The sequence below is a fragment of the Streptomyces sp. NPDC024632 genome, from assembly GCF_055559175.1.
Genome location: NZ_JBVHLD010000004.1, coordinates 322,062 through 345,592 on the forward strand (window position 1 = coordinate 322,062; position 23,531 = coordinate 345,592).

Here is a 23,531-nt window from a genome sequence, read left to right on the forward strand (position 1 = left end):
CTTGCTGTTCTCCCCTGCCTCGTCCTGGGTGCGCTAGGGGGTGCGCTCGGGGGGGTGAGGGGGGTTGGGGGGGTTGGCGTGGGGGCGGCCTCGGCGGCCCCCGCGCGCGGTCCCCCCCTCGACGTCACGGACGCCCCGTAGGGCCTGCCCGGCGGATCCGTAAGGCTTGTCCGGCGGCCCCTGGCGCCCCGTAGGGCCTGCCCGGCGGACCGCGCCGAACAGGCCCCCGGCAGGGCTCAGAGCTTGAGCAGGAAGGTGAAGTCGCCACCCGCCTTTCCGCTCAGGCGGTGCGCCGAGACGATCTTCCCTTCGTCGATCAGCCGCTTGACCTCGGCGCGTGAGACGCCGAGCCCGTCGGCGATCAGCCGGACGGGCCGGAGCGGGATGTGCGCCGCGAAGCGCACGGACACCTCCAGGGCCTCGTCGTCCGCGTGACCGGGGCCGGTGATGTCGAGGCGCCAGGCGTCGGTCCAGTCGAGGGCGACGCCGTTGCGGTGCCGGACGGCCGGGTGCCGGAGCAGCTCGGCCGTCAGTCCGGGGTCGTTGGTGTGGAGCCTGTCCAGCAGGTCGGGGCGCAGGGAGCGCACGTTGACCCGCTCGAAGACCGTGAGCTTCGCGGTCTCCCCGCATCCTGCGCACAGGACGAGGAGCCAGACGTCGAGGGACTTGTGGTGCGCGTTGACGCGGAATCTGCCGCTCGCCCGGAAGCGATCGGACGGGCACGAGTGGCAACGGCGCACGACAAGAGGCGGGCAGGTGGGAGCGACCACCCAGGTTTGTGACACGAATGAACACCTGTTCGGTGAGAAAAACCGCAGCGAAAAGGGGCACGGCGCCCGGGGGCGACGTGCGACAGATCAGCGCCAGGGGTGTCTCAACAGGTGTACAACGGGGTTCCTTTGCCACGGCGACAGATGCGGCAGCACGATAACCGTGCGTGGCGGCACGGTTCCACGGGTTTTCGCGGCCCGGCTCCCGAGGCATCCAGCCCCACCGCGAATTCGCCCAACTCGGTACAAAATGCCCGCAAGGCGACCGCGTCCTCTGCCGAGTCGGTGCCGATTCAAGGGATTTGACGGACAAATACCCGCCATTGTGGGGGTATGCACCCCGTCCTTTGATCATCCTGCGCTGCGCCATTGACGCCAGGGGCTCTTCGGGCAAAGATTCCTGACGTCTCATTGGCATGTCCCCGTGCCTCCCACCACCTGTATCCCAGGTGTGCTCTGACAACGTTGTCAAACGAGTAGAGGACAAAATGACTCCACGGATGCCGCGTCTGCGCTCCGCGGCGCTGGCCGCGCTCACCGCGCTGCTCGCCGCCGGAGCGGCGACGCTGCCCGCGCAGACCGCGTCGGCCGACGGCGGTTCCGCCGCCGCCGGCGGCGATCTCACGCACCTGGTCAACCCTTTCATCGGCTCGCAGGACGACGGGAACACCTACCCCGGCGCCGCCGTGCCGTTCGGAATGGTGCAGCTCTCGCCCGACACCGGCCACAACACGGGTTACGACTACAACCAGGACCACATCCGCGGCTTCAGCTCCGTGCACCTGTCAGGCGTGGGCTGCGGGCTCGGCGGCGACCTGCCCGTACTGCCGACGACCGGTGCGATCACCGCCACCGACGACGCCGCCTACGCCGCGAAGTTCAGCCACGCCGACGAGACCGCTTCCCCCGGCTACTACAAGGTCAAGCTCGACACCGGCATCACCGCCGAACTGAGCGCCACCACCCGCACCGGCTGGCAGCGCTACACCTTCCCGGCGACCGACCAGGCCAATGTGCTGCTCAACAGCGGCCAGGCGCTGCACAAGGTGACCAGCAGCACGGTGACCGTGCTCGACGACCGTACGGTGCTGACCGCCATCACCGGCCGCGGCTTCTGCCAGGACACCCAGCCGTACACGGTCTACACCGAGACCCGCTTCGACCGGCCCTTCCAGTCGTACGGGACGTGGAGCGGCAAGACCGTGACGGCGGGCAGCCGTACCTCGACCTCCACCGGGCTCGGCGGTGCGTACGCGCGCTTCGACACCACGAAGGACCAGCAGGTCACCGCGGTCACCTCGCTGTCGTGGGTGAGCCAGGACGGCGCCGCGAAGAACCTCGCGGCCGAGGGGCGCGGCACCTTCGACACGACGGCCGCCGCCGCGCGGCAGTCCTGGCAGGACCGGCTCGGCCGGATCCGGGTGCGGGGCGGCAGCCAGGAGCAGCAGCGGACCTTCTACTCCTCGCTCTACCGCTCCTTCCTCGCGCCGAACGTCGGCAGCGACGTCGACGGCCGCTACACCGGCTGGGACGACAAGGTGCACCCGGCGGGCGGCATCACGTACTACCAGAACTGGTCGCTGTGGGACACCTACCGCACCCAGCAGCAACTGCTGTCGCTGCTCGCGCCGAGCGAGTCCCGCGACATGGCGCTGTCGCTGCTGCGCGTCGCGGACGAGGGCGGACAGCTTCCGCGCTGGGGGTACGCCACCGCCGAGACGAACATCATGACCGGCGACCCGGTGACCCCGTTCCTGGTGGACGCCTACCGGCAGGGCCTGCTCAAGGGCCATGAGGAGGAGGCGTACCGGGCGCTGAAGAAGCACGCGGACACCGTGCCGCCCGCCTCTTCGCCGTCCGCGGGCCGGCAGGCCGACGTCGAGTACCTGGCGAACGGCTATGTGCCGTACGACCCGGCGCGGCCCGGCAAGCCCGGTGACAACGACTTCCAGCACGGCCCGTCCGCGACGCTCGAATACGCGCTCGCCGACGCCGCCCTGGGCGGGATGGCGCAGTCGCTCGGCCACACCGCGGACGCCCGGCGCTATCTGACGCGAGGTCAGAACTACCGGAACATCCTCGACCCGAGCACCGGCTTCTTCCGGGCCAGGAACACCGACGGCGCCTTCGTCGGCCCGGCGGACCCCGCCTCCAGTGTCGGCTTCCACGAAGGCACGTCCTGGCAGTACATGTGGCTCGTCCCGCAGGACGTGCCGGGGATAGTGGATCTGATCGGCGGCAACGCGACCGCCAACGCCCGGCTCGACTCCTTCTTCGCCTACGACCAGTTGGTGAAGGACCCGGCGGGCACCGCGCGCGATGTCTGGGTCAACGGCCCGTACTCGTACTACAACCAGGACAAGTACAACCCGCAGAACGAGCCCGACCTCAGCTCCCCGTACACGTACCTGTCCACCGGGCAGCCGTGGAAGACCACCGACGTGGTGCACGCCGGGCTGACCCTCTTCACGGACGCGCCGAACGGCGTCACCGGCAACGACGACCTCGGCACCATGTCGTCGTGGCAGGTGCTCTCGGCGATCGGCATCTACCCGATGACGCCGGGCACCGACCTGTGGGGCCTATCCACGCCGGTCTTCGACCGGGTCGACCTGACCCTCGACCGGCACTACTACCCGAGCGGCAGGATGACGATCACCGCGCCGGGCAGCACCGACACCAACCGGTACATCCAGTCCGCGCGGCTCGGCGGCAAGAATCTGCGGACCACGTACATCAGCACCCGGGACATCAAGGCGGGCAAGGACCTCTCGCTCACCGTCGGCGCCAAGCCGTCGAGCTGGGGCACCGGCAAGAACGACGGGCCGCCCGCGCCCGCCCACGTGGCGGCGCCCGTACGGCACACCGCCGCGTCGCTCTCCCCGGCCGCGCCCGGCGTGCTCGCGGGCGGTCCCGGGACGGACGTGGACGTCTCCGCCGTCCTCACCGCGCCCGGCAAGGTCTCGGGCACCGTCACGGTCAGCGCGCCGCACGGGCTCACCGCGAGCCCGCGCACGAGCGGCTTCCGCGTGGACTCGGGGACGCTGCCCACCACCAAGGTGGTGCCGGTACGGATCTCCGCCCCGGCGGGCACCCCCGACGGCACCTACCAGGTCACCGTCAAGGTCACGCAGTCCGGCGGCCCCTCGGTGACCAGGACCGTCCCGGTCTCGGTCGCCACCTCGACCTGCCAGGGCGGCAGCGGGTACTGCCCGCAGGACCTGTCCGCGCAGTACGACGTGGACGGCGTCAGCACGGCGGGCGCGACCGGCGCCGACTTCGACGGCACCGGGACCAGCTTCCCCGCGGAACAGCTCCCGGCGCCGGGCCCCGGCGTGCTCGGCGGGCGGGCCTACACCTTCCCCGACACCACCGGCGCCGCGGCCAACTTCGCCACCGCGCACGGCCAGAGCGTCGCTCTCGTGCGGCGCTCCTACTCCGCGCTCGACGTGCTGCTCACCGCGCACCACGGCGACGTCACCGGCGCCGCCACCGTGCACTACTCGGACGGCACGTCCGCGCCCGTCACCCTGACCGCGACCGACTGGGCGGCCGGCGCTCCCCGGCTCGGCGAGGACGCCGCGATCCACGCCGACTCCCGCTACGACAAGCAGGGCGCGCCCGACGGTGTCGGGGTCGACATCTGGCACATCGCGGTCCCGCTGGACAGCGCGAAGACCGCCGTCTCCCTCACCCTGCCCGACGACGCCCGGCTGGCGCTGTACGCGATCAGCGGACGTGACGCGTGACGAGCGACGCCCCCGAACCCGTATCCGAACCTGCACCCGTACCCACAGCGGCACCCGCACCTGTAACAGAACGTCCCGGAGCACGACCCGGAGCCGCAAGCAGAGAGGCAACACCCATGAGACGTGGCCCACTTCGCCGCACCCTCACCAGAACATTGCTGGCAGGTGCGGTATCGATGACCCTGACCGTGCCCGCGTCCGCCGTGGCGCACGCGGACGCGGACGCGGCCAAGTCGGGCGGCGCCCCCGCCTTCACCACCTCCTTCGAGTCCGGCGACACGCAGCCCACGTGGAGCAGCACCGCCGAGACCGACGCCAAGGGAAACCCCCTGGTCTCCGGCGTGACCGCGGGCACCCTCCCGGTGCTGGCCGGCAGCGTCAAGGACAAGATCGCCGAGGTCACGGCCAGTTCGGACAATCCGCCGAACGAGGTCGCGAAGAACGCGGCCGACGAGGACGCCAACACCAAGTGGCTCACCTTCGCGAACACCGGCTGGCTCCAGTACAAGCTGTCCGAGGACGTGACGGTCAAGAAGTACGCGCTGACGTCCGCGAACGACTCGCCCGAGCGCGACCCGAAGGACTTCACCCTCCAGGGCTCCGACGACGGCAGCACCTGGACGACGGTGGACACCCGTAGCGGCGTGAAGTTCAGCGGCCGGTACAAGTCCAACATCTACGACGTCGCCGACCCCGCACCGCACCGCTACTACCGGCTGAACGTCTCGGCCAACAACAGCGGCGACATCGTGCAGCTCGCGGACCTCATCCTGTCCGACGGCTCCCCGGCGCCGACGCCCGTCGCGGGCATGACCACCGAGATCGGCAAGGGCCCCGCCTCCGGGCCCAATGTGAAGCCGAGCGTCGGCTTCAGCGGCCTGAAGGCGCTCCAGTACTCGGGCACCCACACGAAGTCCGGTGCCGTGCACGCCTATAACAAGCTCTACGACGTGCGCATCCCGGTCAGCCGCAACACCCAGCTCTCGTACGACATATTCCCCGAGCTGACCGGCGGCGACCTGAAGTACCCGAGCACGTACGCCTCCATAGACCTGCACTTCACCGACGGCACGTACCTGAGCAAGCTGCGGACCCCGGCGCTCGACGAGTACGGCACCCCGCTCAGCCCGCAGGGCCAGGGCGCGGGCAAGATCCTCTACGCCTCGCAGTGGAACGCCGTGGTCTCCGCGATCGGCAAGGTCGCCGCGGGCAAGACGATCGACCGGGTCCTGCTCGGCTACGACGACCCGGCCGGCAGCTCCGAGGCGGGCGCGTCCACCCAGTTCAAGGGGTGGATCGACGACCTGACGATCGGCGCCGCCCCGGCGCCCACCGCCAAGAGCTACGCCGAGCACGTCGACACCCGGCGCGGCACCAACGCCTCCGGCTCCTTCTCGCGCGGCAACAACCTGCCGCTGACCGCGGTCCCGAACGGCTTCAACTTCTTCACGCCGGTCACCGACGCGGGTTCGACGAGCTGGGAGTACAGCTACGCGGCCCAGAACAACGCCGACAACCTGCCGACGCTCCAGGCGCTCGGCATCAGCCACGAGCCCAGCCCGTGGATGGGCGACCGCGACACCTTCCAGGTGATGCCGTCCGCGGTGTCCGGCACCCCGGACCTGAACCGGAGCAAGCGGGCGCTGGCCTTCGACCACAAGGACGAGGTCGCGCAGCCGCACTACTACGGCGTCACGTTCAAGAACGGCGTGAAGGCCGAGATAGCACCGACCGACCACTCCGCCGTCTACCGCTTCACCTTCCCCGGTGACAACGGCGACCTGCTCTTCGACAACGTGAACAACAACGGCGGCCTGACCTTCGACGCCGCCAAGGGCACCCTGGACGGCTTCTCGGACGTCAACATCGGCGGCGGCGAGGCCGCGACGCGGATGTTCGTGCACGCCGAGTTCGACCGGACCCCCGGCACGGCCACCAAGGTCACCGGACAGGGCCGCGACAACGTCACCGGCTACGCGCAGTTCGACACGTCCAAGAGCAAGACCGTGACGATGCGCCTGGCCACCTCGTTCATCAGCGCCGACCAGGCGAAGAAGAACCTGGACCTGGAGATCCCGCAGGGCACGTCCTTCGACAGCGTCAAGAAGAGCGCCGAGCGGCTGTGGAACGCCAAGCTGGGCAAGGTCGAGGTCCAGGGCGCCAGCGACGACCAGCTCACCACGCTCTACTCGAACCTGTACCGGATGAACCTGTACCCCAACTCCGGTTCCGAGAACACCGGTACGGCCAAGAAGCCGGTGTACAAGTACGCCAGCCCGTTCTCCAAGGCCACCGGCAGCAACACGCCCACCGAGACCGGCGCGAAGATCGTGGACGGCAAGGTCTACGTCAACAACGGCTTCTGGGACACCTATCGCACCGAGTGGCCCGCCTACTCGCTGCTGGAGTCGAAGACCGCGGGTGAACTCGCCGACGGCTTCGTGCAGCAGTACAAGGACGGCGGCTGGATCTCGCGCTGGTCCTCGCCGGGCTACGCCGACCTGATGACCGGCACCAGCTCCGACGTCGCCTTCGCGGACGCCTTCGCCAAGGGCGTGGAGAACTTCGACGCCAAGGCCGCCTACGAGGCCGCGGTCAAGAACGCCACCGTGTTCCCGACCGCGGGCGGTGTCGGCCGCAAGGGCCTGGACACCTCGGTGTTCACCGGGTACACCGACACCTCGGTCGACGGCAGCGTCTCGTGGTCGCTGGACGGCTACATCAACGACTACGGCATCGCCACCATGGCCGCCAAGCTCGCCAAGGACCCGCACACCTCCAAGGCCGACCGGCAGCGCTACCAGGAGGAGTCCGCGTACTTCCTGGGCCGCGCGCAGAACTACACCAACCTGTTCAACACCGGTGTCGGCTTCTTCGAGGGCCGCAAGGCCGACGGCTCGTGGCGCGTCCCGGACGCCCAGTACGACCCGCAGCAGTGGGGCAACGAGTACACCGAGACCAACGCCTGGAACTACGCCTTCACGGTGCCGCAGGACCCGAACGGCCTCGCCGCGCTCTACGGCGGCCAGAAGGGCCTGGAGAAGAAGCTCGACGCGTTCTTCAACACCCAGGAGACCGCCGACGGTGACGCGGGCGGCTACGGCGGCACCATCCACGAGATGCTGGAGGCCCGCGACGTCCGGATGGGGGAACTCGGCCTGAGCAACCAGCCGTCGTTCGCCATCCCCTACATGTACGACTACGCGGGCGACCCGGCCAAGACCCAGGCCGTCGTGCGCGAGGCCACCCGGCGGCTGTTCACGGGCAGCTCGATCGGCCAGGGCTTCCCCGGTGACGAGGACAACGGCGCCACCGCCACCTGGCAGATCTTCAGCGCGCTGGGCTTCTACCCGCTCCAGGTCGGCAGCGACAACTACGTGATCGGCTCCCCGCTGTTCACCAAGGCGACGGTCCACCTGGACAACGGCAAGAGCATCGTCGTCAACGCGCCGAACAACAGCAGCAGCAACATCTACGTGCAGTCGCTGAAGGTCAACGGCAAGGCGTGGAACAAGGTGTACCTGACGCAGAGCCAGCTCTCGTCCGGTGCGCGCCTGGACTTCACCATGGGCTCCAAGCCGTCCAAGTGGGGCACGGGCAAGAACGCGCTGCCCGCGTCGCTGACCCCGGCGGGCAAGGCGCCGCAGCCGCTGGCGGACCTGACAGGGCCCGACCTCGGCACCGCGACGTCCGCTGACGGCACTGATGTCGCCGCGCTCTTCGACAACACCTCGAAGACCGGGGTGACCTTCCCCGCCGCCGACCCGACGGTGCAGTACGCCTTCACCGGGGGCTCGGCGAAGAAGCAGGCCGGTTTCTACACCCTGACCTCCGGCAGCACCGCGGCACAGGACCCGAAGAGCTGGCAGCTTCAGGGCACCACCGACGGCAAGCACTGGAGCACGCTGGACTCCAGGAGTGGCGAGAGCTTCGACAGCCGCCTCCAGACCCGGCCGTTCCAGATAGCCCACCCCGGCGCGTACTCCACGTACCGCCTGGTGGTGACCGCCAACAACGGTGCCGCGTCCACGACGCTGACCGAGGTGGAACTGCTGGCACAGCAGGGGCAGGGAGGCCACGGGCACTGACCCGCAGGTCCGTACGACCCGTGTGAGACCGGGGGCCGCGACACCATGTCGCGGCCCCCGGCCGCGTTCCCGGCCCCGGTTCTTCGGCGCCCGCATCAGGGATGTCCCGGTGGGGCTGCCCCCACCCCCGTTCGGGCGCGGGCCGCAGTGACCCGGAACCCCGCGGCGCGGGAGGGTCGTTGAAGGCGCCGCGGTCGCGGCGACCTGACCGGAGAGCGGGAGACGGGGAGTCGGACCGATGACGGATTTCACGCGGTGCACACGACGGACGATGTTGCGCGGGGGCGCGGCGGCGGCGATCGGCGGGGCGGTCGCCCTGAGCGGCGCGGGCGTCGCCGAGGCCCGCTCGGACGGGCGGCGGACCGGGACCGGCGCCGCGCGCCGCGGCACCGTGCCCTACCCCTTCCTCAAGGGCGCGTTCGCACCTGCCACCGAGGAGGTCACCGCCTTCGACCTGCCGGTGACCGGCCGCGTCCCGGCCGCACTCGACGGCCGCTATCTGCGCAACGGCCCCAATGTGCTGGGCCTGGAGGACCCGCGGACCCACCACTGGATGCTCGGCCAGGGCATGGTGCACGGCGTACGCCTCAGGGACGGCCGCGCCGAGTGGTACCGCAACCGGTGGGTGAGGTCGGCGGGCGTCGCCGCGCAACTGGGGGAGCCCTACCACGGCCCCGTGCCCGACGACGACTTCGCCAACAACACCCACGTGATCCCGTACAAGGGCAAGGTCCTCGCGGTCCAGGAGAGCGGCCCGACGCCGTACGAACTCGACGAGGAGCTGAACACCGTCCGCCCGTACGACTTCGGCGGCACGCTCAGTGGGGCGTTCACCGCGCACACCAAGTACGACGAGCGGGCGGACGAACTGCACGCGATCACGTACTACCCGACCTGGGACCATGTGCGGCATCTGGTGATCGACCACACGGGGAGGGTCGTACGGACCACGAGGATTCTGGTCGCGGACAGCCCGATGATGCACGACTTCGCGCTCACCGAGCGGTATGTGATCATCTTCGACACCCCGGTGACCTTCGACGCGGCGGCGGCCGAGGCGGGCGCGATCGTGCCGTACGTCTGGAACGACAAGCACCCGGCGCGGGTCGGGGTGATGCCGCGCCGGGGCGGCCGGGTCCGCTGGTTCGAGGCCGACCCCGGCTCGTACTACTCGCACACGCTCAACGCCTACGACGACGGGCACTCGGTGGTCGTCGACTTCATCACCTTCCCCGCGCCGTTCTTCGCGGCGGGCCGAGGCACTCTCGGCGACGGCCCCTCGGCGCTGGGCACCCCCCGGCTCGACCGGCTGACGATCGACCTGGAGCGCGGCCGGGCCCGCCCGCGGCGGATCGACGACCGCCCGCAGGAGTTCCCCCGCATCCGCGAGAGCCTGGTCTCGCGCCGCCACCGCTACGGCTACGCCGCCACGGCCGCCGCGATGTGGACGGCGTACGAGACGCTGGACGGCGTGCCGCCCGACACCCACTTCGGCAACGCGCTCATCAAGCACGACCTGCTGCGCGGCACCACCCAGACGCACCGCTTCCCGAAGGACGCGGCCGTCAGCGAGCCGGTCTTCGTTCCCGCGCACGAGCACGCCAAGGCCGAGGACGACGGTTACGTCCTGTCCTACGTCCACAACCCCGACCGGGGCGCGGCCGACCTCGTCATCCTGTCCGCCCAGGACTTCACGGCCGCCCCGCTGGCCAGGATCCACCTCCCGGCCACCATTCCGCTCGGCCTGCACGGGAGCTGGGTGCCGACGGTCTGACGGGGGAGAGCGGCGACGGTCTGACGGGGGAGGCGGCGCGCGGTCCGCACCGCCGCCCTCGGCTGTGCCCCCATGCTGGCGTCCGCCGTCGTGCTCGGCGCGGTCGTCGGCGTCGGCGGCGGCCTCACCTCGACGCTCACCGGCGCCCTCGTCCAGACCGTCACCGAACCCCGCTACCTCGGCCGCGTCACCGCCGTCACCACCCTGAGCGCCCTCGGCCTCGCCCCCGTCCTCTTCCCCGCGGTCGGCCTCACCGTCGCCGCCTGGGGCTCCGGGGTTCTCTTCGCGGCCTTCGCCGCCGTCTGTCTTCTGGCCGCGGCCGTCGCCCTCGCGTCCACGACGCTGCGCCGCGTCGGCCTCGGGACCCCGCACGGGGTGTGATCCAACTCGCTTGTGGCGTATGCCCCCGGCCCCCGATACTGGCCGTACACGGAGCGGCACGTACAGCAGCACGCGGAGCTGTGCGCGCACGCGCAGAAGAGCACGCATACCGCACGGGCGGGTACGCGCGTGTCCCGCGCCGAGCGGGAACTGCCGCGTCGGCACCCGCGTCTTGTCCTCCAGCGGCCGGACGCACGGGCGCGCCCGCGGTGGGGTGGGGAAGCGCGACGGGCGGTGATCCCGTCCGCGCAGGAGCAGGGGGGAATTCGCCATGACCTGGGACCAGCGGGACGGAGCGGACGCCAGCGGTACGCCGGGCGGCGGCGGGAGACCGGACGGCGCCGACGCGCCGGGCGTTGACGGCACACCAGGCGCGGGCAGTACGCCGAGCGCCGGCGACACACCGAGCGGCAGCGGCACACCGGGCAGCGGCGGCGCGCCGGAGGGCTTCGGGCCCCCGCCGCCGCCCGCGCCACCGGCCTGGCTGCCGCGGCAGCCCGCCGCGCCGCCCGGCATCCCGTCCGGATATCCGTCCGGCTACGCGCCCGGGTTCCCGGCCGGCCCGCCCGCGCCACCGGCGCCGCCGCCCGCCCCGGCGAACGCGCTGCGGGCCGTCGCCGTCGGCCTGCTCAATCTCAGCGGCCTCGGCATCGGTTACGCGCTGACCCGCCGCTGGTTGGCCACGGCGGCCTGCCTGGTCGCGACCGGCGTCCTGCTCTTCGTCGCGCTGCCCGCGACGGCGGACGGCGTGTCCGGCGGCGTCGTCGTCGCCTACGCCGTCTTCCTCGTCCTCGCGGCCGCGCACGGCGCCTATCGCGGCCTGCGCACCCCGCTGTCCTGGCCGCCGCGGACGCCCGTCGCGATCGTGCTCGGCCTCGTGCTGCTCGCCGCGCCCGTCGGCGGCGTCGTCTACTACGACGGCGCGCGCGACGAGGCCACCCAGAAGATGCTGCTCGACCGGCTCGACACCGCCGACCAGCTCGTCCAGGCGGCCAAGAGCAAGCCGTTCGACGAGGCGCGCACCGACTACACCACGGCGCTGGCCGCGTACCGCGACCTCAGCGACCACCACGGCGGCTCCCGCGCCGCCAAGCGCGTACCCGACCGGCTGACCACGTACTACACGGCGGTCGGCACGCCCTACGAGCAGAAGAGGTACTGCGACGCCATCGAGCCGCTGAAGTACCTGCGGACCGTGCCCGAGCACTTCGACAAGAAGGCCCTCGGCACGCTGACCGGATGGCCGGACGACCGGCTCGCGACCTCGCTGTACGCGTGCGGTACGGCCGACTTGGCCGACGCGAGCGGCGCGGAGGCGAAGGACGGGTATCTGAGCGACCTGCTCTCCACGTACCCCAAGTCGCCGCAGGCGGCGAAGGTCGAGCCCGCCTTCAAGTCGACCATCGACGCGGCGGCCAGGGACCTGAACGGCGGCGACCCGTGCGCGGCCACCGACAAGGTGCGCGCCCTCGGCGTGCGCGCGGGCAACCTCAAGGGCGGGGACGCGGGCGTGGCCGCGGCCTTCGACAAGGACGCCCGTCGGGCCGACACCTATGTGCGGTCGGGCAGTTACACCTGCGCCGTCCACGAGTACAAGGGCGGCGACTTCAGCAGCGCGCTGGACAAGATCCGCGACTTCGTGAAGAAGTACCCGCGCGACAAGAACACCGCGTACGCCAAGAAGCTCGCCATCGCCGCCGAGGTCGCCGTGACGGTGCCCGCCGCCGGCAAGCGCATGCCGACCGAGGACTCCGGCGGCAGCATCTCCGTGACGGTCAGCAACGACAGCCCCGATCAGGTCGAGGTGCTGTTCACCGGACCGGTGACCGGCAGCTTCACGCTCAAGGGCTGCGGCGCCTGCAAGACGTACTCCAGCCAGGCGTCGGCGCAGACCTCGGCGTGCAACAACAGCGGCAGGAACTACCCGAAGAAGACGCTGAATCTGCCGGTCGGCACCACGTACTTCCTGCACAAGTCGACCAGTTCCGGCGACTCCGCGACGCCCGGCAGCGACACGGTCAAGCTCCGCAGCGGCTACATCTACACGGAGTGCGCTTATGTGGTGCGCGATTCGGCGCTGAGTTTCTGAGGCGCGGGCTTCCGAGGCGCGAGCTTCCGCGACCTGAGTTCCGAGGCGCGGGTTTCCGAACCAGTAGGCCGTGGGCGGTTGACGGCCCGCGACCCGCGCGGACACGGCGGGGCCCGGACGACCGGGCCCCGCCGTCGTCACTCCGCGATGCCGCGCGTCAGCAGCACGACGGTCACGAAGGTGCGGTAGAGCCGCACCGGATCCTCGTCGGTCATCCGTACCGTCACCGCGTCCGCGGGATCCCGCTCGACGCCCGTGATCCAGGTCGCCATCTCCGCCAGGTCCGGATTGCGCATCCGCACCGTCAGCGTCGCGGGCAGCGCGATGTCCGGCAGGGCCGCCGACGGCAGCCCCTCGACCGCCCTGCGGGCGGCGTCCCGGATCACCTCGCGCGCCTCCTCCGGGTGCAGGCTGTCGGCCGCGAACCGCGACACCGACGACTTCACGACCGCGCCCACCGCGCCGGGACAGAACGGCTCCAGCTCGGCGGCCGTCGTCGCGTCCCCGGTGACCAGCAGCACCGGCACCCCGTGCCCGAGCGCGACCAGCGCGTTGATCCCGCTCTCGCCCGCGACGACCCCGTTGAGCCGCACCTCGCTGATCGCCGCCGGGTTGTACGTGTGCGACAGCGTGGCCCGCTCGCCCGACATCGAGCCGTGGTACGAGACGAAGAAGACCCCGTCGTACGAGGAGTCCAGGCCCTGCATCATGTACAGCGGCTTGTGGCGGCCGGACAGATAGCGGGCCCGCCCGGCCAGTTCGTCCGGGCGCAGATTGGCCATCGTGGAGTGCGAGTCGTTCACCAGGAACGCGTTCGCGCCGCCCGCTTCCGCGCCCTCGATCGAGGCGTTGACCTCCGCCTGGAGCAGCGTGCGGTAGTACGCGTACTCGGGCTGCCCAGGACGGCACTGCGACCAGTCGACGACGCCCGCCGTGCCCTCCATGTCGGAGGAGACGAAGATCTTCACAGCACGGTCCGGGGGCGGAATTCGGGCTCGGTCGACGCGTCGGTCATCAACGCGTAGACGCTGCCCTCCTGTCCGGCCGCGCCGCCGTGCCTGCCGTCGGGGGTCAGGGCCAGCGCGCGCAGCTCGGAGCGGAACTCGTCGGGCAGGGTGGCCGCGTCGGCGAGCGCGTCCCGGCACGCGTCGGACGGATCGAGCCCCGCCGCCAGCAGGTCGACGATCGTACGGGCGGTGCCGCCGCGCATGCTCAGCTCGCCGCGGCCGGTGCAGGCGGCGCCACCGGAGCGCAGATCGCACCAGTTGCCCGCGCCGGGCAGCGCGGAGTCGCCGACCCTGCCGGGGTACTTGTACGGATAGCCGGAGGTCGAGACCCCGACGCACATCTCGCCCGACGCGTCCAGCGCGATGATGTTGATCGTGCCCCAGGGGCCGTCGTGCGGGGCCAGCCGGCGGATCAGGGCGAGCGCGCTCTCCCGGTAGCGGGCGTCGCCGTCGGTCGCCGCGGTGTTCTCACCCTCCACCGACTCCTGGGAGTCGGCGACCTGCTTGCGCCACTGCTCGCGCGAGGCGTCGGTCAGCAGGTCCGCGGTGTCGAAGCCGCACTCCCGCGCGAACAGCGCGGCGCCCTCGCCGACCAGCAGGCTGTGCTGCGGCAGTCTCTCCAGCACCGCGCGGGCCACCGAGATCGGGTTCGGGTACCCCTTGAGCGCGCCCACCGCGCCGAACTGCCGTCCGGAGCCCAGCATCAGGGAGGCGTCCAGCTCCACCACGCCCTGCGCGTTGGGCAGCCCCGCGGTGCCCACGTAATGGTCCGCCGGATTGTCCTCGCAGCGGCGCATCGCGGCCTCGACCGCGTCCAGCGCCGAGCCGCCGCGCCGCAGCACGTCCATCCCGGTCGGCAGTCCGACCTCGCTGCGCTCACTGCCGATGATCACCGCTTCGGGCATGTTCCTCCTGTCCTGTGCCTGACCGGCCGGAGCCCCCGTCGTGTGGGGGTTCCCGCCGCTTCGCCCGTCCGACCTGCGTATACGCGCCCGCGTATACGCAGCGCCGGACGTCTGCGCAGTCTGGCACCAGCCGCCCGCGCCGCGGTACCCGGCCTCGCCGGGACCGGGGAAGGGACCTTGGGCGGACCCCGATCCCGCGCTCCGCCCGCGCTCCGACCGGGACCGCTCCGGTCGCTCCGCCCGCGCTCCGACCGGGACCGCTCCGGTCGCTCCGACCGGGACCGCGCCGGGACCGCTCCGGTCGCTCCGACCGGGACCGCCCCGGGACCGCTCCGGTCGCTCCGACCGGGGCCGCCGTCCGCCGCGAAAAACCATGCGGGGGCCGCCGCGCACCGGGGGGAGACTGGGCCGCGTGGACACGATGACGCGCTTCGGCCTGGCGGTGGTGGAGTGGGCCGCGGGCGGTACGGGAGCCGCGGCGGCCGAGGCGGCGGCGCGCGAGCTGGCCGCGGCCACGCACGTGAGGACCGCGGTGCTGGTCGAGGGGACCAGCGACCAGGCGGCGGTGGAGGCACTCGCGGTCCGGCGCGGCCGGGACCTGGCCGCCGAGGGAACGGTCGTCGTGCCGCTCGGCGGCGCCATGAGCATCGGACGCTTCTTGAGCCTGGTCGGCCCCGAGGGGCTCGACCTGGCGCTGGCGGGCCTGTGCGACGAGGCGGAGGAGGGTTACTTCCTGCGCGCCCTGAACCGCGCGGGCGTCGGCTCGCCCCGCGACCGTCCGCAGATGGAGGCGCTCGGCTTCCACGTCTGCGTCGCGGACCTGGAGGAGGAGCTGATCCGGTCCCTGGGCACCGACGCGGTACGGGAGGTCGCGGCCGAACTGGGCGAGGCGCGCTCCTTCCGGATCTTCCAGAAGCAGCCCGCGCAGCGCGAGCGCCCGGTCGACCGCCAGCTCCGGCGCTTCATCGGCACCCACAGCGGACGCAAGTCGCAGTACGCGCACGCGCTGGTCGACGCGCTGGAGCCGCACCAGGTCCCGCGCCCGCTGGACGGGCTGCTCGCGCACATCTGACCGCGCACCGCCCCTGCGGACAGAGCGACGCATACGGTGACGGATTCGTCGCGTCCGCACGCCCTCCGCGCCCGCGCCCCTCGACAACCAATGTTGTCATGATGTCGATCTCCTCCCTAGGATGCGGAGCATGCCGATCCCCGTGACGGCCACCGAACCAGGCGGCCGGGAGCAGTCCGCGGCCGTCCCCGCCCCTCCCGCCGAGGCCGCGGGACCCGGTCGAGCCGCTGAGCCCACCGCTTCCGTCGAGCGGGCCATGACCGGCCTGACCGACGCCGCCGTACGCGACCTCGTCGGTGAGCTGGCCGCGCGATTCGACGAGTTGGCGCCGGGCGACACGTCGTGGGGGCAGGACCCCGAGCCCGCCGCCGCGCCGCTGAACCGGCTGCGCGTGCTGGCCCATCTCATGCGTGCCGTCGACCGGTGCGCGGCGCAGGAGGCCGCGGCCGCGGTCCGGCTCGGCGCGAACTACCCGCGGCTCGGCCAGGCGTGGGGCATCACCCGGCAGGGCGCCCGGCGGCGCTGGCCAGGACTCGTCTTCACCTCGAATCCCCCCTCGAGGCCCCTCATGATCAGGAGCGACCCGATGAACGCCCTCACCCCGCGCCGCACATACAGCGTCCTGCTGGTCGAGGACGACCCCGCGGACGCCCTGCTCATCGAGGACGCGCTGTCCGAGGGCGGCATGACCCGGCAGCTCTCGCACGTCGGCGACGGCATCGAGGCGCTGGAGTACCTGCGCGACCCGGAGCACGAGCGCCCCGACCTGATCGTGCTCGACCTCAACATGCCGCGCATGAACGGCCGGGAATTCCTCGCCGTCCTGCGGGACGACGACGAACTGGGCTCCATTCCGCTGGTCGTGCTGACCACCTCGGCGGCGCCGGACGACATCGCCGACGCCTACCAGAAGCACGCCAACGCGTATGTGACGAAGCCGGTCAATCTGGACGATTTCCTTGAGGCCGTGCAGCGCATCGACGCCTTCTTCCTGGAGACCTCCGCCACGCTGCCCGCGCCCGGCGAATAACCGCTCGGACCCGTCCCGCACCCCCGCATAGGGTGCGGGAATGGCCGACACTTTCTCCCCACCCACCCCGGGGGACATCCGAAGCCCTGTCCGCTTCCTGCTGTGGCTGGTCAGAAACCAGCCCGGCCGGGTCGCGGCCGGGGCGACCCTCGGCACCGTGTGGATGCTCGGCCTGGCCGTACCGCCCTATCTGCTCTCCCGCGCCGTCGACGACGGTCTCCGACCGCGCGACCACACCGCGCTGTTCGGCTGGGCCGCGGCGATGTTCGGCGTCGGGGTGCTCAACGCGTTCATCGGCATCGCCCGGCACCGCACCATGACCAAGGTGCGGATGGACGCCTCCTTCCGCGTCGTACGCGCCACCGTCCGGCGGGCCACGGAACTGGGCGCCACGCTGCCGCACCGGATGAGCGCGGGCGAGGTGGTGGCGATCGGGATGGCCGATGTCATGGTGATCGCCCAGTCGTTGACCGTCACCGGGCCCGGAATCGGCGCGGCCGTCTCGTATCTGGCGGTCGCCGCCGTGCTGCTGTCCATCTCGCCGCTGCTCGCCCTCGTGGTGCTGGCCGGTGTGCCGTTGGTCGCCGTCACCGTCGGCCCGCTGCAACGCCGCCTCCAGCGGGTCGGCACCGGCTACCGCGACGAGCAGGGCGAACTGACCGCGCTGCTGGTCGACGTGGCGACCGGGCTGCCCGTGCTCAACGGCCTCGGCGGCAAGGACGTCTACGCGGCCCGCTACCGCCGCCGCTCGCAGGCGCTGCGCGACCAGGGCTACCGGGTCGGCTCCGTCACCAGTTGGGTCGGCGCGCTCGCCGTCGGGCTGCCCGCCCTCTTCCTCGCCCTGGTCACCTGGCTCGCCGCGCGCATGGCGGCCGACGGCTCGCTCGCCATCGGCGAACTGGTCGCGGTGTACGGCTACGCGGCCATGCTCGTCGTCCCGGTCTTCTTCTTCATCGAGGGCGGCAACGACGTGGCCCGCGCGCTGGTCGCCGCCCGCCGCGTGACCGGCTTCCTCGCCCTGACGCCGGAACAGTCCGACGGCGCGCACCCGGCGGCCGCCCCGCCGTCGCCCGCCGCGCTGCGCGACCCGCTCTCCGGCGTCGTCGTCCGCCCCGGCGTCCTCACCGCGCTCGCCTCCGCCCGCCCCGCCGACACCGCCGCCGTCGTGGAACGCCTCGGCCGCTTCGCCGCCTCCGACGCCGAGTGGGGCGCCCTGCGGCTCGACACCGTCGCGCTGCGCGAGACACGCGAGCGCGTCCTGGTCGCCGACAACGATGCCGCGCTCTTCAGCGGCACCGTCCGCGAGGCCGTCTCGGGCCGCGCCGACCCGGACGACGCCACCGTGCGCGCCGCGATCCGCACGGCCGCGGCCACCGACATCGTGGACGCGCTGCCCGCGGGCCTCGACTCCTCCCTCAGCGCGGGCGGCCGCAATCTCTCCGGCGGCCAGCGCCAGCGGCTCCGGCTGGCCCGCGCGGTCTGCGCCGACCCCGAAGTGCTGCTGGCCGTCGAACCCACCTCCGCGGTGGACACCCACACCGAGGCCGCGATGGCCACCGGGCTGCGCGCCGCGCGCACCGGCCGGACGACGGTGGTCACCACCACCTCGCCGCTGGTGCTCGACCGGGCCGACGAGGTCGTCTACCTCGTCGAAGGGCGCGCGGTCGCGGTCGGCCCGCACCACGAACTCCTGCATACCGAGCCCGGCTACCGCGCGCTGGTCTCGCGCGGCGCACAGGAAGAGGCGATCCGATGACCGCGCCGAGCGACCCGCCCGCGGCGGACACCGAACCGTCCCGGCGGGACGGTGTCCCCGTGCCGCGCCCTGCCGCCGGTACCAAAGTCCTGACCGCGCCGGGGGAGCCGCCCGCCGGGCAGGCGCCCGCCGTCCTGTCCGCCGCGCTCCCCGTCGCCGACCAGGAGCGGGTGCGGCGCGCCGCCGTCGGCGAGCTCGCCGCCGACAAGCGCGCGTTCTCCGCGGTCCTCGGCCTCAACGCGCTGGCCGCCGCGGCCGGCCTCGTCAGCCCATGGCTGCTGGGCCGGATCGTGGACACGGTCAGGGGCTCGACCGGCCACGCCGCGGTGTCCACCGTGGACCGGCTGGCGGTGGCCATCGTGGTCGCAACGGTCGTCCAGACCGTGCTGTCGCGGTACGCGCTCAACCTCGCGGCCCAGTTCGGCGAGCGCGCCGCCGCGCGGATCCGCGAGCGCTTCGTGGACCGTACGCTCGCGCTGCCCGCCGCCGTCGTGGAACACGCGCCGACCGGCGACCTCGCGGCGCGCGGCACCACGGACATCGACGTCGTGGCGACGACGCTGCGCAGCGACGTGCCGACCGTGCTGATCGCCACCATGCAGGCGCTGTTCATCATCGTCGCCGTGCTCGTGCTCGACCCGCTGCTCGGCCTGTGCGGGCTGTCCTGCCTGCTGGTGATCGCGGTCGCCACCCGCTGGTACCTGCGCCGCGCGCGGACCGCGTACCTCGCCGAGGGCGCGGCCAACTCCGTACTCGCCGAAGTCCTCGCGGCGACCGCGGGCGGCGCCCGTACCGTCGAGGCCCTCGGCCTCCAGGAGCGGCGGATCGCCACGGCGGAGGCGGCCATCGCCGGCGCCGGACGCGCCCGCCTCGGCACCCTGTGGCTGCGCTCGGTGTACTTCCCGAGCGTCGACATCTCGTACGCGCTGCCCGTCCTCGGCGTGCTGCTCGTCGGCGGCGCGCTGTACGACCACGGCGGTGTCTCGCTCGGCACGGTCGTCGCCTCCGCGGTCTACCTGCGGCAGCTCGTCGGGCCGCTGGACACGATCTTGATGCGGGTCGAGCTGTTGCAGAGCAGCGGCGCCTCGTACGCGCGGGTCGAGGGCCTGGACATGCTGCCGCGTACGCGCACCGACGCCGACGCGGTGCCGGCCGACGACCGGATCGAGGTCAGCGGCGTCCGCTACTCCTACGACCACGTCGGCGACATCCTGCACGGCGTGGACCTCGACGTGCGGCAGGGGGAGCGGTTGGCCGTCGTCGGTCCCTCGGGCGCGGGGAAGTCGACGCTCGGCCGGCTGCTGGCCGGGATCGACCGGCCGCGGGCGGGCTCGGTCACCGTGGGCGGGGTGCCGGTCGCCGACCTGCCGCCGGACCGCCTGCGCCGCCAGATCGTGCTGGTCACCCAGGACCACCACGTCTTCCGCGACACGCTGCGCGACAATCTGCTGATCGCCCGGCCCGCCGCCACCGACCAGGAGCTGCGCGCCGCGCTGGACGCGGTCGACACCGGCTGGGCCGACGACCTGCCCGACGGCCTCGACACCCGCCTGGGCGGCGACGGCCGCCACCTGGACGGCGCCAGGGCGCAGCAGCTCTCGCTGGCGCGGGTGATCCTCGCCGACCCGCACACGGTGATCCTGGACGAGGCCACCGCCCTGCTGGACCCGGCCACCGCCCGCAGCACGGAACGCGCGCTGGCGACCGTGCTGGAGGGCCGCACCGTCATCGCCATCGCCCACCGGCTCCAGACCGCCCACGACGCGGACCGCGTCGCCGTCATGGAGGCCGGGGTCGTCACCGAGCTGGGCACCCACGACGAGCTGGTCACGGCCGGCGGCGGCTACGCGGCGCTGTGGCACTCCTGGCACGGCGAGTAGCCCGCCGTCACCGGCGGGCCACTCGGGGGCGGTGTCACCAGCGCACCGGCAGCCGCTCGGGACCCCGGATGAGCAGGCCGCCGCGCCATTCGAGCCCGGCCGGGTCCGCGTCGAGCGCCAGGGCGGGGAAGCGGTCCAGCAGGCCGCGCAGCGCGATCCTGGCCTCCAGGCGGGCCAGCGGCGCGCCCAGGCAGTAGTGGATGCCGTGCCCGAAGGCGATGTGGCCCCGGGCGTCGCGGCGGATGTCGAAGCGGTCGGGGTCGGGGAAGCGCGCGGGGTCGCGGTCGGCGTCGGCGAGCGCGACCAGCACCAAGCGCCCGTCACCGGGGATCACCGTGTCGCCCACCTCGACCGGAGCGGTCGAGAAGCGGTAGGTGGGCGTCTCCACCGGGCCGTCGTAGCGCAGGATCTCCTCGACCGCGCCCTCCATCAGACCCTCCGGGTCGGCGCGCAGCGCGGCGAGCTGCTCGGGGTGGGTGAGCAGCGCCAGGACCCCGTTGGAGATCAGGTTGCCCGTGGTCTCGTGGCCCGCGACCAGCAGCACCCAGGCCATGCCCAGCAGCTCCTCGGCGTTGAGCCGGTCGCCGTCCTCGTCCGCGGTGTGGATCAGGGCGCTCATCAGATCGTCGCCCGGCCGCTCGCGCTTGTCGGCGACCAGGCGGACGAGGAAGTCGTTCATCGCGTCCGCCGCGTCCGCCCTGGCCCGCGCCGACGAGGTGGACAGCGCGATGTTCGACCAGGTCCTGAACTGCTCGCGGTCCATGAAGGGCACGCCGAGCAGATCGCAGATGACCGAGATCGGCAGCGGGAAGGCCAGCGACTCCACCAGGTCGCCGCGGCGCGAGGGCTCCTTCGCCATCGCGTCCAGCATGCCGTCCGCGAGCGCCTGGACCCGCGGCGCCATCGCGTCCACCCGGCGGGGGGTGAACTCCCGCGCCACCAGCTTGCGCAGCCTGCTGTGCACCGGCGGATCGGTACTCAGCATGGACAGGCCGGACGCCACCGTCCGCACGCCCAGTTCGGGCGCCGCGTTGGACCACACCTTCGACAGCCGGGCGTCGTTGAGGAGCGCGCGGCCCGCCTCGTACCCGACGACCAGCCACGCCTCGTGGCCCTCGGGGATCACCACCCGGTGGACCGGCCCCCGTGCGCGCAGCTCCGCGTAGACCGGATACGGGTCGCGTCTGAACTCCTCGCCGAGCGCGCCGAGATCGACGACGGCGTCCGTGGTCATACGTGTCCTCCCCGGGGGACAGCGGCCGGGAGTCCGGCCGGAGGCTGGGCAGCGTGCCGAGGGGACGTTACGGCGTCACGGGCCGTCGCACCGCGTGTTCGGGGCTTCCCGCCGGGAGATCGGCGCGATCCCGCCCCCGGCCCCGGCGCGCGCCTCATCCGTATCCCGCGTATCTTCCCGCCCCACTGCTGTCCAGGATCAGCCGATACGTCTGTGACGTAGGCTTTTGTCATGGGCTCGGGCTGCGGGACAGCGCCGTGCCGAACCGAAAGTGGGCCGGAATGGACGTCGTGTACGCAGGGGGGCCGCACGTATCCGGCCGCCTGCTCGCTCGCGTCGCGCGTGTCGTGCCCTCCGCCGTGCTGGTCGGAGCGGGCTCCGCCATCGTCGGCACCGCCCCCGACGGTCACTTCGGGCTGGCCCTGGCGGTCGTGCCCTTCCTGGCCGCCGCGGTGCACTCGGTCACCGTCACCGCCGTCCTCGGCGCCCTCACCGTCGCGATGTACGCCTCGCTGCGGCACTGGCTGACCGAGGGCACCGACCTCTGGCTGGTCAAGCTGGCGTTCCTCGCCGCCTCCGCCGTGGTCGCCGTCCTGATCAGCCAGGCCAGGGTCAGGGCGCAGCAGCTCACCCGCAGCCGCGACATCGCCCTGGGGCTCCAGCAGGGCCTGCTGCCGCACAAGGTGCCGCGCAACAGCGCCGTGGACGCCAGCTACCGCTACGTGCCCGCCGACACCGCGGCGGGCGTCGGCGGCGACTGGTTCGACGTGATCCCGCTGTCCGGCACACGGGTCGCGCTCGTCATGGGGGACGTGGTGGGCCACGGCATCCACGCGGCGGCGATGATGGGGCGGCTGCGTACCGCCGTGCACACCCTCGCCGACCTCGACCTCGCGCCCGACGAACTGCTCTCCCGCATGGACGACCTGGCGGTACGCCTCGCCGACGACGACGCGGACCGCGAGCTGGGCGCCACCTGCCTGTACATGGTCTACGACCCCATCTCACGGCAGTGCACGGTGGCCAGCGCGGGCCACACCCCGCCCGCGTTCGTCCACCCGGACGGCCGGGTGGAATTCCAGCGGCTCGCGGAGAATCCGCCGCTCGGCGTCGGCGGCACGCCCTTCGAGAGCAGCACCCTCACCCTCGACGAGGGCACGGTCGTGGCGCTCTACACCGACGGCCTGCTCGACCTGCGCCACCAGGGCACCGACGCGGCCGTCGCCGCCCTCGCGCGGGCCCTGCTGCCCGCCACCGACAGCCTCGACGCGCTGTGCGACCGCGTCTGGTCGGGGCTGCCCGCGGAACACGACGACGACGTGGCGCTGCTGCTGGCCCGCACCAGGACCCTGGACGGCGCGAACGTCGCGAGCTGGGAGTACCCCGCGCTCCCGGAGAGCGTCCCGGCCGCCCGCGCCGCGGTCATGGCCCGGCTGGAGGAGTGGGGCCTGTCCGACCACGCCTTCGCCACCGAACTGGTGGTCAGCGAACTGCTCACCAACGCCGTCACCCACGCCCGCGGCCCGGTCTCGCTCCGGCTGATCAGGGACGCGGGGCTCATCTGCGAGGTCTCCGACGGCAGCGACACCTCGCCGCACATGCGGCACGCCCAACTCCTGGACGAGGGCGGGCGCGGCCTCTACCTCATCGGGCAGCTCGCCGACCGCTGGGGGACGCGCTACAGCGATTACGGCAAGACGATCTGGGTCGAGCAGCAGGTCCCGGCCCTGAGCGGGGCCTGAACGGGCAGCGCCCCCCGTCGGCGGGAGCCGACGGGGGGCGCTGCGATCTCACGA

Annotated in this window: 13 protein-coding genes and 1 pseudogene; 10 read left to right on the forward strand and 4 right to left on the reverse strand. The window is 72.5% G+C overall.

The features are described 5' to 3' along the window. Window positions 1–236 precede the first annotated feature (236 nt). The gene (locus ACZ37P_RS10960) at window positions 237–785 is read right to left on the reverse strand and encodes a DUF1062 domain-containing protein (protein WP_391045855.1); all 549 of its coding nucleotides are present in this window, start codon (window positions 783–785) and stop codon (window positions 237–239) included. 485 nt (window positions 786–1,270) lie between these two features. On the opposite strand from ACZ37P_RS10960, the pseudogene ACZ37P_RS10965 reads away from it, so the two are divergent. From ACZ37P_RS10965 to ACZ37P_RS10985, 5 genes and pseudogenes are all read left to right on the forward strand, one after another. Continuing rightward, window positions 1,271–3,604, forward strand: a pseudogene (locus tag ACZ37P_RS10965) (GH92 family glycosyl hydrolase); the annotation flags it as partial. Window positions 3,605–4,695: 1,091 nt separating this feature from the next. Then, complete coding sequence (locus tag ACZ37P_RS10970) at window positions 4,696–8,607, forward strand: GH92 family glycosyl hydrolase (protein WP_467346088.1); 3,912 nt, start codon at window positions 4,696–4,698, stop codon at window positions 8,605–8,607. 271 nt (window positions 8,608–8,878) lie between these two features. Then, a complete protein-coding gene (locus ACZ37P_RS10975; RefSeq protein WP_467346089.1) occupies window positions 8,879–10,381 on the forward strand; it encodes a carotenoid oxygenase family protein in 1,503 nt (500 codons plus the stop codon). Between the two features lie 72 nt (window positions 10,382–10,453). After that, window positions 10,454–10,762, forward strand: coding sequence for a hypothetical protein (locus tag ACZ37P_RS10980; protein ID WP_467346091.1), 309 nt, complete (start codon window positions 10,454–10,456; stop codon window positions 10,760–10,762). Between the two features lie 271 nt (window positions 10,763–11,033). Further along, window positions 11,034–12,851 (forward strand): hypothetical protein, encoded by a 1,818-nt coding sequence (locus tag ACZ37P_RS10985; protein WP_467346092.1) that lies wholly within the window; start codon window positions 11,034–11,036, stop codon window positions 12,849–12,851. Between the two features lie 137 nt (window positions 12,852–12,988). Here the strand turns inward: ACZ37P_RS10985 and ACZ37P_RS10990 are convergent, their stop codons facing one another. Both ACZ37P_RS10990 and ACZ37P_RS10995 read right to left on the reverse strand, forming a co-directional pair. After that, on the reverse strand, window positions 12,989–13,819 hold the full coding sequence (locus ACZ37P_RS10990) for a M55 family metallopeptidase (protein WP_355341672.1): 831 nt from the start codon (window positions 13,817–13,819) through the stop codon (window positions 12,989–12,991). Then, a complete protein-coding gene (locus tag ACZ37P_RS10995; protein ID WP_391045845.1) occupies window positions 13,816–14,763 on the reverse strand; it encodes a glycosylasparaginase in 948 nt (315 codons plus the stop codon). Before ACZ37P_RS10995 ends, ACZ37P_RS10990 begins: the two co-directional genes overlap by 4 nt. A 412-nt stretch (window positions 14,764–15,175) precedes the next feature. On the opposite strand from ACZ37P_RS10995, the gene ACZ37P_RS11000 reads away from it, so the two are divergent. The 4 genes from ACZ37P_RS11000 (at window position 15,176) to ACZ37P_RS11015 (ending at window position 20,501) form a co-directional block, all read left to right on the forward strand. After that, on the forward strand, window positions 15,176–15,835 hold the full coding sequence (locus ACZ37P_RS11000; protein ID WP_467346094.1) for a TOPRIM nucleotidyl transferase/hydrolase domain-containing protein: 660 nt from the start codon (window positions 15,176–15,178) through the stop codon (window positions 15,833–15,835). A 130-nt stretch (window positions 15,836–15,965) separates the two neighbouring features. After that, entirely contained in the window at window positions 15,966–16,865 is a 900-nt protein-coding gene (locus tag ACZ37P_RS11005; RefSeq protein ID WP_401308348.1) for a response regulator, read from the forward strand. Between the two features lie 40 nt (window positions 16,866–16,905). Further along, window positions 16,906–18,621 (forward strand): ABC transporter transmembrane domain-containing protein, encoded by a 1,716-nt coding sequence (locus tag ACZ37P_RS11010; protein WP_467346098.1) that lies wholly within the window; start codon window positions 16,906–16,908, stop codon window positions 18,619–18,621. Further along, on the forward strand, window positions 18,618–20,501 hold the full coding sequence (locus ACZ37P_RS11015) for an ABC transporter ATP-binding protein (RefSeq protein WP_467346100.1): 1,884 nt from the start codon (window positions 18,618–18,620) through the stop codon (window positions 20,499–20,501). The genes ACZ37P_RS11010 and ACZ37P_RS11015 overlap by 4 nt, the downstream gene beginning before the upstream one ends. 34 nt (window positions 20,502–20,535) lie before the next feature. On the opposite strand, the gene ACZ37P_RS11020 is transcribed toward ACZ37P_RS11015, so the two are convergent. After that, window positions 20,536–21,735, reverse strand: coding sequence for a cytochrome P450 family protein (locus tag ACZ37P_RS11020; protein WP_467346102.1), 1,200 nt, complete (start codon window positions 21,733–21,735; stop codon window positions 20,536–20,538). A gap of 281 nt (window positions 21,736–22,016) precedes the next feature. On the opposite strand from ACZ37P_RS11020, the gene ACZ37P_RS11025 reads away from it, so the two are divergent. Next, on the forward strand, window positions 22,017–23,477 hold the full coding sequence (locus ACZ37P_RS11025) for an ATP-binding SpoIIE family protein phosphatase (RefSeq protein WP_467346103.1): 1,461 nt from the start codon (window positions 22,017–22,019) through the stop codon (window positions 23,475–23,477). The last annotated feature ends 54 nt before the right edge of the window (window positions 23,478–23,531 follow it).